The organism is Collinsella sp. TM06-3 (assembly GCF_003436395.1).
In the GTDB taxonomy this organism is placed as follows: domain Bacteria; phylum Actinomycetota; class Coriobacteriia; order Coriobacteriales; family Coriobacteriaceae; genus Collinsella.
This window is the reverse complement of sequence record NZ_QSPG01000006.1, coordinates 1-16,344: the sequence shown is the minus strand read 5'-3', so window position 1 is coordinate 16,344 and position 16,344 is coordinate 1. Positions and strand designations below refer to the sequence as shown.

Annotated in this window: 16 protein-coding genes; 5 read left to right on the top strand and 11 right to left on the bottom strand. The window is 57.3% G+C overall.

The window, feature by feature from the left end:
• Nucleotides 1–179: 179 nt before the first annotated feature.
• The 7 genes from DXD56_RS03790 to DXD56_RS03760 form a co-directional block, all read right to left on the bottom strand.
• Nucleotides 180–1,115, bottom strand: a complete 936-nt coding sequence (locus tag DXD56_RS03790) for a hexose kinase (RefSeq protein WP_117640276.1) — start codon at nucleotides 1,113–1,115, stop codon at nucleotides 180–182.
• 53 nt (nucleotides 1,116–1,168) lie between these two features.
• A complete protein-coding gene (locus DXD56_RS03785; RefSeq protein ID WP_117640152.1) occupies nucleotides 1,169–2,050 on the bottom strand; it encodes an aldose 1-epimerase family protein in 882 nt (293 codons plus the stop codon).
• Between the two features lie 374 nt (nucleotides 2,051–2,424).
• The gene (lacB, locus tag DXD56_RS03780) at nucleotides 2,425–2,949 is read right to left on the bottom strand and encodes a galactose-6-phosphate isomerase subunit LacB (protein ID WP_006234831.1); all 525 of its coding nucleotides are present in this window, start codon (nucleotides 2,947–2,949) and stop codon (nucleotides 2,425–2,427) included.
• Between the two features lie 63 nt (nucleotides 2,950–3,012).
• Nucleotides 3,013–3,441 (bottom strand): galactose-6-phosphate isomerase subunit LacA, encoded by a 429-nt coding sequence (gene lacA / locus DXD56_RS03775; protein WP_006234830.1) that lies wholly within the window; start codon nucleotides 3,439–3,441, stop codon nucleotides 3,013–3,015.
• Between the two features lie 307 nt (nucleotides 3,442–3,748).
• The gene (locus DXD56_RS03770; protein ID WP_117629879.1) at nucleotides 3,749–4,720 is read right to left on the bottom strand and encodes a hypothetical protein; all 972 of its coding nucleotides are present in this window, start codon (nucleotides 4,718–4,720) and stop codon (nucleotides 3,749–3,751) included.
• Between the two features lie 506 nt (nucleotides 4,721–5,226).
• Entirely contained in the window at nucleotides 5,227–5,565 is a 339-nt protein-coding gene (locus DXD56_RS03765) for a PTS lactose/cellobiose transporter subunit IIA (protein WP_089572387.1), read from the bottom strand.
• 214 nt (nucleotides 5,566–5,779) lie between these two features.
• The gene (locus DXD56_RS03760; RefSeq protein ID WP_117640151.1) at nucleotides 5,780–6,784 is read right to left on the bottom strand and encodes a LacI family DNA-binding transcriptional regulator; all 1,005 of its coding nucleotides are present in this window, start codon (nucleotides 6,782–6,784) and stop codon (nucleotides 5,780–5,782) included.
• A gap of 357 nt (nucleotides 6,785–7,141) precedes the next feature.
• Between DXD56_RS03760 and DXD56_RS03755 the strand changes: the two genes are divergently transcribed.
• Both DXD56_RS03755 and lacG read left to right on the top strand, forming a co-directional pair.
• Nucleotides 7,142–8,911 carry a PTS transporter subunit EIIC gene (locus DXD56_RS03755; RefSeq protein ID WP_117640150.1) on the top strand — a complete coding sequence of 590 codons (1,770 nt, stop codon included), beginning with the start codon at nucleotides 7,142–7,144 and terminating at the stop codon, nucleotides 8,909–8,911.
• A gap of 66 nt (nucleotides 8,912–8,977) precedes the next feature.
• Nucleotides 8,978–10,417, top strand: a complete 1,440-nt coding sequence (gene lacG, locus DXD56_RS03750; RefSeq protein ID WP_089572390.1) for a 6-phospho-beta-galactosidase — start codon at nucleotides 8,978–8,980, stop codon at nucleotides 10,415–10,417.
• A gap of 437 nt (nucleotides 10,418–10,854) precedes the next feature.
• Here lacG and DXD56_RS10025 read toward each other — a convergent pair whose 3' ends face one another.
• Together DXD56_RS10025 and DXD56_RS03745 are read right to left on the bottom strand one after the other, a co-directional pair.
• The gene (locus tag DXD56_RS10025; protein WP_158549314.1) at nucleotides 10,855–11,001 is read right to left on the bottom strand and encodes a hypothetical protein; all 147 of its coding nucleotides are present in this window, start codon (nucleotides 10,999–11,001) and stop codon (nucleotides 10,855–10,857) included.
• 106 nt (nucleotides 11,002–11,107) lie between these two features.
• Nucleotides 11,108–12,478 (bottom strand): ATP-binding protein, encoded by a 1,371-nt coding sequence (locus tag DXD56_RS03745; RefSeq protein ID WP_117629883.1) that lies wholly within the window; start codon nucleotides 12,476–12,478, stop codon nucleotides 11,108–11,110.
• A 302-nt stretch (nucleotides 12,479–12,780) separates the two neighbouring features.
• Between DXD56_RS03745 and DXD56_RS03740 the strand changes: the two genes are divergently transcribed.
• Together DXD56_RS03740 and DXD56_RS03735 are read left to right on the top strand one after the other, a co-directional pair.
• Nucleotides 12,781–13,047, top strand: coding sequence for a type II toxin-antitoxin system Phd/YefM family antitoxin (locus tag DXD56_RS03740; protein WP_117640149.1), 267 nt, complete (start codon nucleotides 12,781–12,783; stop codon nucleotides 13,045–13,047).
• Nucleotides 13,037–13,342 carry a type II toxin-antitoxin system RelE/ParE family toxin gene (locus DXD56_RS03735; RefSeq protein ID WP_158549313.1) on the top strand — a complete coding sequence of 102 codons (306 nt, stop codon included), beginning with the start codon at nucleotides 13,037–13,039 and terminating at the stop codon, nucleotides 13,340–13,342. The genes DXD56_RS03740 and DXD56_RS03735 overlap by 11 nt, the downstream gene beginning before the upstream one ends.
• 14 nt (nucleotides 13,343–13,356) lie before the next feature.
• Here DXD56_RS03735 and DXD56_RS03730 read toward each other — a convergent pair whose 3' ends face one another.
• Entirely contained in the window at nucleotides 13,357–14,121 is a 765-nt protein-coding gene (locus DXD56_RS03730) for a DeoR/GlpR family DNA-binding transcription regulator (protein WP_233503117.1), read from the bottom strand.
• A gap of 206 nt (nucleotides 14,122–14,327) precedes the next feature.
• On the opposite strand from DXD56_RS03730, the gene DXD56_RS03725 reads away from it, so the two are divergent.
• Complete coding sequence (locus DXD56_RS03725; protein WP_117637049.1) at nucleotides 14,328–15,380, top strand: aldose epimerase family protein; 1,053 nt, start codon at nucleotides 14,328–14,330, stop codon at nucleotides 15,378–15,380.
• 326 nt (nucleotides 15,381–15,706) lie between these two features.
• Here DXD56_RS03725 and DXD56_RS03720 read toward each other — a convergent pair whose 3' ends face one another.
• Complete coding sequence (locus DXD56_RS03720; RefSeq protein WP_117637050.1) at nucleotides 15,707–16,189, bottom strand: PTS sugar transporter subunit IIB; 483 nt, start codon at nucleotides 16,187–16,189, stop codon at nucleotides 15,707–15,709.
• Between the last annotated feature and the right edge of the window lie 155 nt (nucleotides 16,190–16,344).

Here is a 16,344-nt window from a genome sequence, read left to right as displayed (position 1 = left end):
GCGACCAAGGCAACGCCGATGTCTTGGCATTGTCAGCGAAAACGCCCCTAAGCGAGCAAGGTGACGTGAAAGAGGAGGGCATTGACCTTCTGGTCATGCCCGACGATTGAACGTCAGATTGCCGCTTAGGGGCGTTTGCAGCGTCGAGCCGCTACGGCGTTTGGTAAAACCGCGTAACCCTACAGTTCAGTCACGACAACGTTGTTGTAGATCTCGTCCCAGCGGTCCATGACCAGGTGGCCGGTCTTGGGATCCATGGCGTTAAGCTTGCCGCAGGTATTGGCGGTCTTGAGCACCGTGACGTCGTCGGCACCAGCAGCAATGGCATGCGCAAAGCCGGCGATGGTCGAGTCGCCGGAACCCGTCGCATTCACAGCCGCAATCGCGGGCGTCTTGGCGCGGAACGCGCGACCCCCATGGAAGCCCACCGAACCGGCAGCGCCCATCGAAACGACAACCCAGGGGATACCGGCAAAACGGTCATCGGCGGCAAGCGCCTCGCGTAGGGCATCGACATCTTCGGTCGTAAAGGACGTACCCAGCAGGCCGTTAATCTCGGTCAGGTTGGGCTTTACGAGCTCAGGCTTAGCGTCGGACTCCAGCGCGGCCTCCAGCGATGCACCCGAGGTGTCGAGCAGCACCTTGGCGCCCGCCTCCTCGGCGATCTTGACGAGCTCAGCATAGTAGCCAGCATCGACGCCACGCGGCAGCGAGCCCGAAAGCGTCACAACGTCCGCCTTCGCTGCAAGCTCGGCGAACTTGGCCGTAAAGGCCTCGAGCTCGGCCGGGGCGATCTGCGGGCCGCTCTCCAGCAGCTCGGTCTGATTACCCTCGTGCAGAATATTCAGGCAAATGCGCGTCTCACCGGCGATGGGCACAAAGTCGTTCTTGACGCCGTCGGCATCCATAAGCTCGGCCATATAGGCACCCATGTGGCCGCCGAGCAAACCGGTCGCGAGCACATCGTCGCCCAACTGCAGCAGAACACGGCTCACGTTGAGGCCCTTGCCGCCAGCGGTCTTTTCGGGCGTCACACGGTTAACGTCGTCGATGATCAGCTTGTCGAGCTGATAGCACGTATCGATCGACGGGTTCATGGTAACGGTCAGAATCATGTTGAACTCCTGTTCCGGGGCGGCATGACCCGCCCCAAACATACGATAGCTCGTTAAAGGATCTCGATCTCAAAGCCGCGGGTAACGGTCTCCCCCGGCTTGGCCACCAGGCAGCCACGCTTGTGCTCCAGAATATCGTCCTCGTCGGAGCAGGTGGACAGGCCGCCCCACGGTTCCACGGCCACAAAGTCGCCCTCGGGCTTGCTCCACACAATCAGGTACGGCATATCGGGGAACGTCAGGCGCACGCCCTTGTCCTCGGTCTTCTTGGTCAGCGTAACCACGCGGCTCTCGAGCACGTCGAAGATGGTCTCCGCGAAGTCGAAGAGTTCGTGGGTCAGCGGCAGGTTCTGGCCGATCATGGGGTTCTTGCTGCGATGCTCAACATCAATCAGGCCCGTCGAGGGAACGGCAGTACAGAGCTCGGCGGCCTCGCGTTGCTCAAAACGGAGCTCGTAGTCGTCATAGGACTCACCCTCGTCAAGCGGGCACTTAAAGCCAGGGTGACCGCCCACAAAGAACGGCATGTCCTCGGTGCCCTCATTGGTCACCTCGTACGACACGGCCACCTTTGCCGCATCGATCGTGTAACGAGCAACGATCTTAAACGGATACGGGTACTGCTCGAGCAGCTCGGCATGGTCGGCAGAGCTTAGGCTCAGTGCAACCATGTTGTCGCTCTGTTCCTCGAGCTTCCACTCCTGTTTGCGCGCAAAGCCGTGGCGGGCGAGCCTAACCTCGCGGCCGCCCATGGTCATTGCGTGACCGTCGCGAAGGCCGCCGCAGATCGGGAAACAAATGGGTGCCTGGCCCGACCAGACCGCCGGGTCACCCTGCCACAGGTACTCACGGCCGTTGGCCGCAATAGAAGTGAACGATCCGCCAGCCGTGCTCAGTGCTACGCGGATAGAACCGTTATCAAGAACAAACTCCATAGGAGCCTTCCCTTTCTTACGACAGCCCGCCAAGTCAGTGGGGCTGATAGAAAACCGGCCCGCGCCCCCTCACAGAAACGCGAGCCGTCAATTGAAAAGCTGCAGAATGCCGGGGGCCGCCAAAACGAAGCACTCAAGCCAAGCAAGCAAACGTGTTATCGGAGCAACTTGCCATACCAGAACGCTTCGCAACAACAGCGGTAACCCCACAGGTCACTCAGACATCAGCGAGAAGCCAGCTGGCGAGGCAAGGTGCCGTGAAGCGAGACGGCATTGACCTTCTGGTCATGCCGTCGAAGCTGAGCGGCAGATTGCCCGCCAGATGGCTTCGCAGCGTCGACCGGTCCGGCGTTTGTTAAAACGCCGGAACCCCCTTAGTCGTGATACTCGCCGCGGTCCCACTTCTCGAGGAACTCGTCAAAGAAGTGCGGGTCAGCCTGAGCCTCGGCGTCGGCCTTATTGCAGGCGTCGATCTTGGCAATCAGGGCGTCGTGCTCGGGAGTCTTCTCGTAGGGCTCCTCCAGGAAGGCAAGCATGATATCGGCCATCAGGAACTCGCCGGTGATCTTGCCGCCAAAGCCCACGATGTTGGCGTTGAGCTCGCGACGGGCATACAGGGCAGAGGTCATGTCGCGAACCAGGGCGCAGCGAGCGCCGGGAACCTTGTTGACGGCGTTGGTGATGCCGATGCCGGTGCCGCACAGGGCCACGCCAAAGTCGGCCTTGCCGCTGGCAACAGCCTCGCCCACGGCCTTACCGTAGATGGGATAGTGCGTACGGGTGTGGCTGTAGGTGCCGCAGTCGAGCACCTTGTAGCCAGCCTGCTCCAGGCGGTCGGCCAGATAGATCTTCTCGTCCGTAACGATATGGTCGCAACCGATTGCGATGGTCTTCTTCATCAGAACGTCCTTTCGTCTGAATTCACAAGTTGAGATAGAAGTTCGAGTTCTCGGTGGCTCTCGTTAGGCCATCTTGTTGAGCATGTCGACACGGATCTGGTGACGGCCGCCGGCGTACTGGGCGCGCAGGAACTCGCGGGCGATCTTCTTGGCGACCTCGGTGCCCACAACGCCCGGGCCCATGGTGACCATGCGCGAGCCGTTGTGCTCGCGGGTCATGTAGGCGGAACGCTCGTCGGAAATGTTGGCGACGACCATGCCCTTGATCTTGACGGCGGCCATATAGGAGCCGACGCCGTACTTATCGAATGCGAAGCCCTGGGAATCCTTGTGCTCCAGCAGGTCCTTGGCAACGGCGGTCGCGGAATCGACAAAGTCCGCAGCAGGGGTCTCGGAATAGTCGACGACCTCGTGACCGTCAGCGATGAGCATCTCCTTGATGGACTCCTTCATCGACATACCGTCGGCATCGGAAGCGATTACAACCCTCATGACATCCTCCTTGAGAGATACGCAGGTGCGTAGTTTCTGTTTGGAAGTGTTGAATCGCGCTCAGGTCCGGGCATCTGAATGTGCGGTTCTTCACTGTTCATGTTTATTTGAACACATTCGAACATAGGTTGCAACCATTATTTGTTTAACTTTGTTCTTTTTTGAACAAATACCGTTTACGGTTGATTGCCGACCGTTTGAGCCCGGCGCAGACGTAGCGACCATGTGTTCAACAAACAAAAGGGCGGCCGAGAACGTGTCTCGGCCGCCCTTCTTACGGTTGATCTTCCAAAGATCGCTTTGCCGCCTACTCAGACTGCCCGCTCTTCTTGGCATGTTTGGACGGAGCGCTCAGAAAACGTCCCGTTAAATAGTTCGCCGGGCCGGAAATATCGATCCCCAGCAGCGTGTGCCCCAGCCACAGAAACGCCGCGAGCACCAGCAATGGAATAACGCACGAAGTCACAATCATCACGATGACGCCTTCGATCAGATCGGTCACCTGTTGCACAATCTCATCGGTCATCTGTTTGGCGCCGTTGGTCACCGACGCGACAAGACCCGAGGCACCGTCGGCAAGCTGCTCAAGCACGTTCTTGGATTCTGTGGACTCGGACTTTTTCTTGCTCGTTTTGGAGCTATTGCCGTCTGCCGCACCCGCAGCGTCGGCCGCCTTTTGCTCGGCCGCTTCGATGCTCACCCGATACGTCTCGTCGACCTTTTGCGACACCCATACGCTTGCAGGCACCAAGGCCATGCCGATCACGGCAACCACCAGCACGCGGGTCGCCACGCGGCGCAGGACAGCGCTCGTGCTCCAGCGTCCGTGAATGCCAAGCGAGACCGCAAAGAGCACCAGCGCAAACGGGATTAAGATGCCCAAGCCAACCGACCACAAAATCGTGAGCAAATATTTCTCTAGGTAGAGCACGGCAAGCACGATGCCCAAGTTACCCGAAAGCTGCGCGAGCTGCTCGGCAACCGGCGTTCCCGTATCACCCGGCAGCGCGGTAATGCCCGCAGACAGCGCCACGCACGAGGTCGTGAGCGCCAAAACGTTGCCCTTCTTTTGGTCGATGACCTCGATGGTGGAGTCCCATGTTTTGGTATCGGCAAAATGCGGACGAGCCACAAAGCCCGACAGCAGCGCCAGTACCACGAGTGCAACGATAAAGCCAATCTGCAGCTTTTTGTTTGCGCACACGACATCGGACAGGCTGGGCTGCAGCTCGGTTACCGTCGTGTGCTCGGTTATCTGGACAGGACGCCCATGAGCCATCTCGTGCGCGTCTCTTTTTTGTATTGACCCGTTATCCGGCATTTGGATGCCTCCTCATTCCGGCCTGTATTGCGGTGGAAAGTATACCCACCCATCGAAAAACCGAACGGGAGGGCGTGCAGAAGCTCCATAACGCTGCTAGTCGAATAGTGCCATTTCAAAACTATGCCGGTTTACTACGATAAAACCGATAGGACCGACCACATTTGCTATTAGCAGAAAATGACAAGCTTTCTACCTGCGGCTTTGATAACGCTGTTCTTTCCATAGTTGAAAGAATGCGATTCATCGTAGTAAACCGGCATAGTTTTGTAACCGACAGACCGAGTCGGCACCGCAGCAAACCTAATGACCCGGTTTCTTCCATCCTCAAAGGATCGAATGCATGGCAGGAGTGTCCCAAACTGCCGGCAGATAAGGAGCGTCCCCAAGTGCCGGGTAAACAGAAAAGCCCTGCCGCGGGTAGCGGCAGAGCTTTTGGAAGGGGACTTGGTTGTGAGAGCTCGTTAGGCGAGCTTAGCCTCGAGTGCGGCGATGCGCTTATAGGCATCGATGGTAAAGCGGGTCTGCTTCTCCAGGATCATGGTGGTCATGAGAGTGTCCTGAGCGTGAGCCATGATGAAGGTCATCTCCATCTCGCCGCCGCCGGCCTCCTGCGAAAGCAGCTTGGTCTGCGTGTCGTGGGCGCCGATAAGTGCATCGCTGGCATCCTTGTGCAGCTGCTCGGCCTTCTCAAAATCACCCTCGCGAGCAGCATCGAGCGCTGCAAGCAGATCGGTCTGGGCGTCGCCCGCGTATGCGACAATCTCAAATCCAACCATCGAGATTTCTTCTTTGGTTGCCATATTGCGTTCCTTTCACATATGAACCAACGGAGAGCATCGCGTCCGGGCATACGCGCTGCGCTGTGTATGGCAGGAACATTAACATTCAAACAAAAAAGAACAGCGCAAAACGTAATTTCGAGCTATGAACGGTTGCTTTTCACCCGTGAACGGTTTTTAAACCAATCTGAACATTCTCAAACACAATTAGCGGCAACCCAAACAGGTCCGCACCCTAGCGTATATCGCGCACCGTATCGCCCTCGACGAGCACACCCGGAAACAGCATGTGCTCCACACCGGGTGCAGCGCCCTCGGCGCCGGCAATCTTGTCGACCGCCCACATGCCGACGCGCTTGTTGTCAAAGCGCACCGTAGTCAGGCGACGATCGGGCACGATATCGCCCAAACTATCGTCAACACCCACCACGCTTACGTCCTGGGGCACGTGCTTCCCGCGCGACTCGAGCCCGCGAATGCAGCCGTAGGCCATGGCATCGTTGGAAGCATAAATGGCTGTGCAGTTCGAATCGTCCGCAAGCACCTGGCCGGCGGCATATCCGCTCTGTGCCGTCCAATCGCCACGGACGAGTCGCGGCGGCTCAATACCATGCGCGCGCAATGTCTCGCGCCAGCCCTCCTCGCGACGCATGCCCGAAAGCGAGCGCTCGGGGCACGAGATAAAGTGCACGGTCTTGTGCCCCTGCTCCAGCAGGGACTCGACCACCTGGCGCGAGCAATCGAACTGGTCGTTATCGACTGTTGAACAGAGCGGGTGCTCCAGCATGGTAACGAGCACCGTCTGCATACCGGGCAGCGGCTCGAAGGTGCCAAAGTCCGCCGGCATGCGATTCATGATCACAACCATGCCATCCACCGGCAGCGCGCTCATGCGCGACGATGCGCTCTCGAGGGTATACGGATGCCCGTCTACTTTAGTGAGGGTGATGGCATAGCCATGTTTGTCGGCCGCGGCGGCAAAGCCCTCCATACGGTCGAGGTTGCCGGTGCCGGTAATGTTGAACATGGCGACGCCGACGGTCTTAAACTTGCCGCGGCGCAGCGATCGACCGGCAAAATTGGGGCGATACCCCAGCTCGCGCATGGCGGCGCGCACGCGCTCCTTGGTCTCGAGGCGCACGCTGGGCGAATCGTGCACCGTACGCGAGACTGTCTGCTCCGAGACGCCCGCGAGACGCGCCACGTCCTTAACGGAAACCGATTTTTTAACAGCGGCCATAGGTCGATCTTTCTATGTCAACGATGCCATTGAAGACATCCTGCGCAGTCATTTTGAACACCTTTAAGTATATCCAACGCCTCCCCAACGATACGCTTACCACCCAAAACCTACCGTTCACCGACAATTCTGCTTCCCCGAGCGGCTTTTGTCGCCCAAATGTTAACGTTGCCATTGTGCAAACACAGAGCCACCGGGCGACTCAAACGTTTACGCGCAAGGAATCGACGGTCCACAGGCACAAGGGCCACCGGTTCGCGTCTTTTTTTGTGCCGCAAAATGGCAACGTCAACATTTTGGCAACCGAACGTCAAAAGCTACCATCGTTGCTAACCCACCGACTCTTAGGAGCATTGCATGGAGCAACTCATCGCCATCATCGAAAAGGGCCAGCCCTTTTTCAACGCGATCGCCCGCAACAAGTACCTCAAGGCGATCCGCGACGGCTTTATCTCCGTCATCCCCATCATCATCTTCTCGTCCATCTTCTGCCTGGTAGCCTCGGTCCCCAACATCTGGGGTTTCTACTGGCCCGATGACATCAACAACGCCCTGTGGAAGTGCTACAATTACTCCATGGGCATTCTGGCCATCGCCTGCGCCGCCACCACGGCCAAGCACTTCGCCGACGCCCAGAACCGCGATCTACCCAAGAACAACCAGATCAACTTCATCTCGTGCATGTGCGCAGCCATCATCGGCTTCTTGCTCCTTTCGAGCGACACGATCGCCACGGATGCTGCCAGCGGCTTCAACACCACCTACCTTGGTTCCAAAGGCCTGTTGATCGCCTTTATCGCTGCGTTTGTGACCGGCATCATCTACAAGTTCTTCATTAAGCGCAACATCACCGTCAAGATGCCCGAGCAGGTTCCGCCCAACATCTCGCAGACCTTTAAGGACATCATCCCCTTCTCCGTCTGCATCACCGTCTTTTGGGTCTTTGACATCGTCTTCCGCGCTGCCTTTGGCTTCTGCTTTGCCCAGGGCGTCATCCAGGTGTTCCAGCCCCTGTTCACCGCCGCCGACGGCTATATCGGCCTCGCTGTGATCTACGGCGCTATGAGCCTCTTCTGGTTCGTCGGCGTCCACGGCCCCTCGATCGTCGAGCCCGCCATCGCCGCCGCTCTCGTTGCCAACATGACCGACAACCTGGCTGCATTCCAGGCCGGCGAGCACGCCACCGCCGTCCTGACGCAGGGAGCCCAGTACTTCGTCGTCTGCATGGGCGGCACCGGCGCCACGCTCGTCCTGGTCTTTATGTTCTGCTTCCTGGCCAAGTCCCAGGAGATGCGCGCCGTCGGCAAAGCAGCCATCGTCCCCGTGTGCTTTGCCGTCAACGAGCCGCTGCTGTTCGCCGCGCCTATCGTGCTCAACCCCGTCTTCTTTGTCCCGTTTGTCTTTGCCCCGATCGCCAACATCTGGATCCTCAAGGTCTTTATCGACTTCTTGGGCATGAACGGCTTTATGTACACCCTGCCCTGGACCGTCCCCGGCCCCATCGGCACCATCATGGGCCTGGGCTTCCAGCCGCTCGCCTTTGTGATGCTCGCCATCATCCTAGTCATCGACTTTGCCCTGTACTACCCGTTCTTCCGTGCCTATGACGCCCAGAAGTGCGCCGAGGAGGCCGAGATCTCCCAGGAGGAGCTCGCCGCCAAGAACGCCGAGAAGGCCGCCAAGCTCAACGACGCCTTCCAGGGTAAGGCCGACGCCAAGAGTGTTGCCGCCGGCGCCGCTGCCGAGGTCGTAAAGACCGACGCTGCCCCCGCTGCTGCCGCCACCGAAGCTACGGCCGCCAGCGACCTCAACGGCAAGCGCGTACTCGTGCTCTGCCAGGGCGGCGGCACTTCGGGCCTGCTCGCCAACGCACTGGCCAAGGCCGCCAAGGAGCGCGGCATCGATCTTGAGACCGCCGCCGATGCCTATGGCAACCACGTGGACATGCTTCCCGACTTTGACCTGGTCGTCCTGGCCCCGCAGGCCGCCAGCTACCTGGCCGACCTGCAGAAGGACTGCGAGCGCGTGGGCAACAAGTGCGTCGCCTGCCGCGGTAAGCAATACATCGAGCTCTCCCAGAACGGCGACAAGTCTCTCGCCTTTGTGAGCGAGCAGCTGTCGAAGTAAGTAACGCTTAGGGCCAGCCGACTATCCAAGACCGGCTGGCCCTTCGATTTAAACGATTGGATCATCATGTCCGTTAACCCTGCCAGCGTCACCAACCCGCCCGCGCAGTTTCCCGAGGACTTTGTCTTTGGCGGCGCCACCGCTGCCTACCAGGTAGAAGGCGAGACCCGCACCCACGGAAAGGGCAAGGTCGCCTGGGACGACTTCCTGGAGGCCCAGGGCCGTTTCTCCCCCGACCCCGCCTCCGACTTCTACAACCAGTACCCCGTCGATCTGGAGCTGTGCGAGGAGTTCGGCATCAACGGCATCCGCCTCTCCATCGCCTGGAGCCGTATCTTCCCCAACGGAACCGGCGAAATCAACCCCGAGGGTGTCCAGTTCTACCATGACCTTTTCGCCGAGTGCCACAAGCACCACGTTGAGCCGTTTGTCACGCTGCATCACTTTGACACGCCGCTGCCCCTCTTTGAGAAGGGCGACTTCCTCAACCGCGAGACCATCGACGCCTTTGTGGACTTTGCCACCTTTTGCTTTAAGGAGTACGCCGACCAGGTGACCTATTGGTTCACCTTTAACGAGATCTGGGCCGACGCCTCCAACACCTACATCGAGGGCACCTTCCCCGGCGGCGTCAAGGCTCATCTGGCCGAGGCCTTCCAGTGCGAGCACAACATGATGCTTGCCCACGCCAAGGCTGTACTGGCCTTCCACAACGGCGGCTTTAAGGGCAAGATCGGCGTCATTCAGTCGTTGGAGTTCAAGTACCCGCTCAACGAGAACGACCCCGCCGACATCAAGGCCGCCAACAACGAGCACGTGCTGCAAAACCAGTTCCTGCTCGACGCCACCTTCCGCGGCGACTATGCCCCCGACACCCTCGAGTGCGCCAACCGCCTGGCTGCCGTCTCGGGCGGCACCATCGAGATCCTGGACAAGGACCTCGAGATTATGCGCGAGGCCGCGCTCTACAACGACTACCTGGGTGTCAACAACTACCAGTGCCGTTTCCTCAAGGCCTACGACGGCGAGAATGACCTGCACCACAACGGCACGGGCGAGAAGGGTACCGGCCGCTGGCGCGTCAAGGGCATTGGTGAGCATGTGAACAAGCCCGGCATCCCCACCACCGACTGGGACTGGATCATCTATCCCGAGGGTCTGTTCGATCTGCTCGTCTACATTAAGCAGCGCTACCCCAACTACAAGCAGATCTTCATCACCGAGAACGGCATGGGCTACAAGGACCCCTACAAGGACGGTTTTGTGGACGACCAGCCGCGCATCGACTACATCGAGCAGCACCTGCGCTGGCTGCTTAAGGCCATGGAGGTGGGCGTCAACGTGGGCGGCTACTTCCTGTGGAGCCTGCAGGACCAGTTCTCCTGGACCAACGGCTACAACAAGCGCTATGGCTTCTTCTACGTAGACTTTGAGACCCAAAAGCGCACGCCCAAGGCGAGCGCCTACTGGTACAAGCACGTGGCGCAGACCCGTCGTCTGGACTAGCGACTTGCGACTAGCGAGATGCCCCGCTCACACAACCTGCCCCCATTCCTCAGCCGGGGGCGGCACGTCACACGGCGCGCCGCCCCCGGCCTTTTTGTTTTTGAGCGGGTCGGGAGCCGTTCGTCTCGATCTGTAACATCTGACCCGCGGCTTCGGCCCCAACTGTTACAGATCGAGATGAACGGGGTGGGCCGGGCCGAATTGTCTCGATCTGTAACACTAAACCCGGTTTTGGGCGTCTACCTGTTACAGATCGAGACAAACGTACCGGCCAATCCTCTCAATCTCAATCTATAACAGTTAGCCGGTTATTTCGCCCCCACCTGTTACAGATCGAGATGAATAGATTAGACCTAGCCGAAAAATCTCAACCTGTAACACGTAGCCGAGTTTTTCAGTCCTAGCTGTTACAGATCGAGACAAACAGGCCGAGCAAGCTACACCCGTAGGTCTTTCACGCTGGAGCATTCGACCAGCACGCCCGAAACAAGCGTACGGCTTCTGGAGCTCGGGGCTTCTAGGCACGCAACGACCTCGTCGGGCGCACGGACACCCAGTCCGCGGTGACGGAACTTCACCGACATATCCCGAAAACTCGATCCCCGGCTTAGCTTGCGCGCATTATCACAATAAACCCCCAACGATACACGGTCCTGCGGTTCAATGAGCCACAGGACCGCATGCCGTCGATCAGATAAAGATCGTCATATACAGAGGTAGATATATCCTATGCCCTTCAGCCCTGAGCTGTTTTGGGTGAAGAACTATCTCTTCTCCGACTCGTCGTTCGAATCGTCTGCCGAAATCGTCAAGCGAGATTGTTGAATACGATTTGGAAGATTTAACTTCAACAGGAGTGACCCGCGGTTTTCCAGCCGCGTCTTCAAAGCCGCGCGAAACAAGAAAATCAATTTCACGCGTTCTGGGCCGACTCCCCTCTGTTTTGGAAGGCTCCTGCCAGCTGTAATAAAAAAGCGAATGCCCCAGACTCTTAAGCTGCTGCGCCACGATGTTCTCGATTAGCATTCCTTTATTAATTGAAATTCTTCCAAATTGAATGTCTCTATGAACATCCATAAGGTCCGGACCATCATCAAACGCCAAGCTCACGAGCAATCCCGTGTCCGCCATATAGCATTTAAGCGAAGACGCGTCCTCGTGCAGGCGGTAACCCACGCTCGGATCACTGCATAAATAGCAACGGTTAATCAGTCGCGCATCCTCAAGCCAGATTAACGCCGACTCATATGTCTCAAAACGGGACCCCTTCTCCAAGCTGTCAAATTTGAACCGTTTATTTGCCGCAGATAATTGACCCGGAATATCGTCATAAACCGCCCGCGCACGTCTAGCGTCCGAACCTCCAAACTTGGCAATGTCCTCCCTGTACAGTGCGATAATCTGCCGTTTAACCCTGTCGCATCCTCTAAAATCATTCTCTGCCACAAAGGAGTCGACCGACTGAGGCATACCACCGACAAGCATATACTCATCAAATAATCTCATGCACGTCGCATGAACGCCGTCCGGAAGCGCGGTCCGAGATTCGCGCGCTTTACGGATCTCTTCTGCATAAAGATCTTTTCCGGTCGCCCAAAGATACTCCTCAAAATCGAGGGGCTCGAGAGGGATTCTTTCTTCCTCTGACGGTATGACAATGCTATCGACATTCTTTTTGATGGAGACAAGAGAGCCTGTCTCGATGTAATCAAATCTGCCGTCTTCTACAAGATGCTTTATGTATTCGCGCGCGATGGGAAACCGCTGCACTTCATCAAAAATGACCAGCGACTCTCTCGGTTCGAGGGCCTTACCATACTGCAGCTGAAGCATGCGTAAAAAAAGATCGACATCTTCACGATGGTTCAGAAATATATCGAGCGTGGCTTTGCTAGCAGCCGAAAAGTCAATGTACAGATAATCCTTGTATTCATTTTGCGCGAAGCACTTGACGAGCGTCGTTTTGCCAACGCGTCTTGCACCCTCAATAAGCACCGCAGTGCGCCCTTGCGAGCGTTCTTTCCACTCCTGCAGACGATCATATGCCTTCCGTTTAAACATAATCTCACCTCAGCATAATTTACGTGCGAGTTTACAAAAATACCGACCTTCAGATATATCTAATAATACAAAAATACCGAGCTTTAAATGAGCTTATAGCTACAAAAATACCGACCATTGCAATGGTTGAGACATACAGTAATACCGAGCTTTACGCATAACGGATGCTATGCCTCACCGTCTCGATCTGTAACACTAAACCCGGTTTTGGACGTCTACCTGTTACAGATTGAGACAATTCAACGATGCCGACTATTCGATACGGCGTGGTACAATTATGTCCCAATGCGAAGGAGATACCTATGCCCATCTGTGTGCCCGTCCGAGACATGAAGGACACTGCCACATTCACCGCGCTTGTTGAGTCCGAGCACGACGTCACCGTAACCAAGAACGGCTACGAGGCCATGCACTGCATCAGCAGCGACCAATATCGCCTCATGCAAGACGAAATCGCCAAAGCCAAGCTGCTGTCTCGTATAATGCTGGCAGAAAACGAGATATCGCAAGGCGACTATAGCGACTATGACACCTTCGCGACCTCGATACGAGACAAATATGGCCTATAACGTCGTAATACTCAAAAGCGCGCGATATGAGTACGAGAGTATCGTCGGATACCTTGCCCAAATCCTCAAGAATCCGCGCGCAGCGGGCAATTTTGTCACTGAGTTTGAATATCAACTTGATTTGCTTCGCGAGCAGCCGCTCCTACGACCTCTCTCACACATGCAAGAGCTGGCGGCACGTAATTACCGATCGTTTCCCGTCAACAACTACACCTGTCTTTACAAGTTTGAGCGCGAAACAATCTATATCGCCCACGTCTTTCACCAGTCACAGGACTACGCCCGCCTGGTCTAGCACGGCGGCACTCGCTAGCAAATGACTTGCGTGTGCTCCTCGATGGCAGTGCGGTCCTCGGCGGCGATACCCGGCTCACACACCACAGCGTCCAAATTGTCCAGGCGGCAGAAGGTGTAGAAGTCGCGCTTGCCGATCTTGCTGGAGTCGGCGATCAGGTAGCGCGAGTCGGCCTTGCTAAAGGCGAGCTGCTGGATACGGCCCTCGTCCATGTTGGACGTAGACACGTCACCGTCCAAGATGCCGTTGGCGCCGATAAACGCCGCATCGATGCCCAGCGCGCGCAGGGTATCCTCGGCCGTTGGTCCCACAAAAGCGGCGGTGCGGCGACGGTACATACCGCCCACGAGGCACAGCTCGCAGTCTTCGCGCGCCTCGAGCAGGTTAAACACCGAAAGCGAATTGGTCACAATGCGCAGGCGAAACGTCGGCAGCATCGAGGCCATCTGCTCAACCGTGGTGCCCGTGCCCAAAAAGATGGTCGAGCCCTCCTCGATAAGCTCCACAGCACGGCGCGCAATCTGCAGCTTTTCCTCGGCATGCTTAGTGCGCTTTTCGCTGTGCGAATACTCATGGCGCAACATAGCGTGCGGACGGCCCTGTGCACTGCGGGCTCCGCCGTGCACGCGCTCAATCTCGCCTAGGCTCGCAAGTTCTTCGAGGTCGCGGCGAATCGTCATGTCCGAAACGCCCAACGCATCCGAAATCTCTTTGACCGAGACCGTGCCCTGCTCCTCGAGCAGCTGACGAACCTTATCCTGTCGCTCTGCCTTAATCACGATGAATCCTCGCCGTTCTTTGCGCGCATATCATTCAAACAGTAACGAACAAATTGTATCAGACTCGTACGCGTCAAAAATGAACGCCCGCACAGCTCCAATCATCACTTTTTTGAGAAAATTACCCCCAGCTTTAGTGGGGTGTAGTGATAATCTCGCCTGTTCGCGCTACAGTTTGTCGGAAATACCTCGATGTTAGGAACCAAATGATCACTTCCGAGCTTTTCGGCACCGCGCCGTGCGGTACCCCCGTTCATCGTTACACCCTCGACGGGCCCGAGATCTGCGTTCGCATTATGGACTATGGCGCCACGGTGCTTGGTATCGATGTGCCCGACATTCCCGGCAACGTGCGCGATGTGGTGCTGGGCTTCGATAAGCTCGAGGATTACTTTGACAACCCCGCCTGCTTTGGCGCGACCATCGGCCCTGTGGCAAACCGCACCGCTGGCGCCACGATCGCCATCGACGGCACGGACTGGCATATGCCCGCCAACGAGGGCGCCAACAACCTGCACAGCGACCTTGAGCACGGCCTGCACAAACGTGTGTGGGATGTTGAGCTCGACGAGGTCCATAACGCCGTGCGCATGACCACCTCGCTTAAGGATGGCGAGCTGGGCCTGCCCGGCAACCGAACCTTTACGGCCGTGTTTACCGTTACGCGCACCGGCGTCTTCCGCATCGATTATGGCTGCGAGAGCGACCGCGCCACCTACGTGTCCATGACCAACCACACGTACTTTAACCTTGCAGGCCATAACGCCGGCATGGACTGCGAACATTTCTTTGTCGCCAACGCCGCCCACTACCTGCCCATTAACGAGCAGAACATCCCCACCGGCGAGATTGCTCCGGTCGAGGGAACACCGTTTGACTTTCGCGAGCTTCGCCCCGTCGCACCCGGCATGGAGGCCGACGACCCGCAGATCAAGCAGGCCCGTGGCTACGATCACTGCCTGTGCATCGATGGCTATCAGTACGGCCGCAACCTGCGCCGCGCGATGCACGTCGAGGAGATGTGGACCGGTCGTGAGATGGACTACTACACCACTGCCCCGGGCGTGCAGCTCTACACCGGCAACTGGCTGGGCGACGAGCACGCCAAGGACGATGCCAACTATGGCTGGGGCGCCGGCTTTGCCCTCGAGGCCGAGATGTACCCCGACACGCCGCACCAGCCTCTGTTCCCGCAGGGCATTGTGGGCCCGGGCCATCCCTACAGCAATGTGATCGAATACCACTTTATGAGGCACTAAGCCCGCAACGCGACATATCGCACAGCAGCGCCCGCCGGCACCACCGCCAGCGGGCGCTTTTTCATCTTTTAGGCTCGTTTTTTCTGTGACTGTATGAGTGACATATCAAAACTATGCCCATTTACTACGTTTAGCCCGGGATGCTCGACCATGCACCGGTTTTTGTTACATTTGTGAGCAGTATACCTGCGGTTTTGTTTATCTCAAATTCGACATGCTCGACGATAGCCAATCAAACGTAGTAAATGGGCATAGTTTTTGACAGGCGGCATCGCGCGCGTCCCTCGCAAGGGCAAAATGATCCGTTTTCCTCCGTCCCCAAGGGATCAGTTGAACAGATTGCCAATGGGGTCGGGGGCGGAACTGGGGAGATAGCGGATTTCTAGCTCTATGCCGAGCTTTTGCAACTCTTTGAAGGCGGCGATGTCCGTATCGTCTACGGCAATGGTAGGCGTTGCAGAGCGCTTGCCCTCCCCTGCCTGCATATGGCCAATGCTGATCTTGGTTATTGGCACACCACCCTTAACCAGCGCGAGCGCATCGGCGGGTGAGGCCACTATGATCAAGATCCATTGACGCGGCGTTGCGGTATGAATGATGTCGATAGTCCTTTGCACCGAGAAAAACCGCGTCCAAACGCCTTCTGGCACCGCCACCCTCATTGGTGCCCATTGGCGCGAATCCGCCGCGATCTCATCGTTGACGATTAGGACAAGGTTGGAACCCACGGCTTCGTTCCACAGCTCAACGTCTTGCCCGTAAATGAAACGGTCATCGATACGCGTAAGAAGAATCTTGGGTTGAGCCATGGCTGCCCCATTCTGTTTGAGACCCATACGAGCGGGACGTCGACCACCAACTCAACAGCAGGTCAAGTAACAAATGGGCACTGCAGACATCACGCCTCTAATATTAGTGCATTTAAAGGGTTGATTTCCGATCTCAGCCGAACACATTGAGCAAA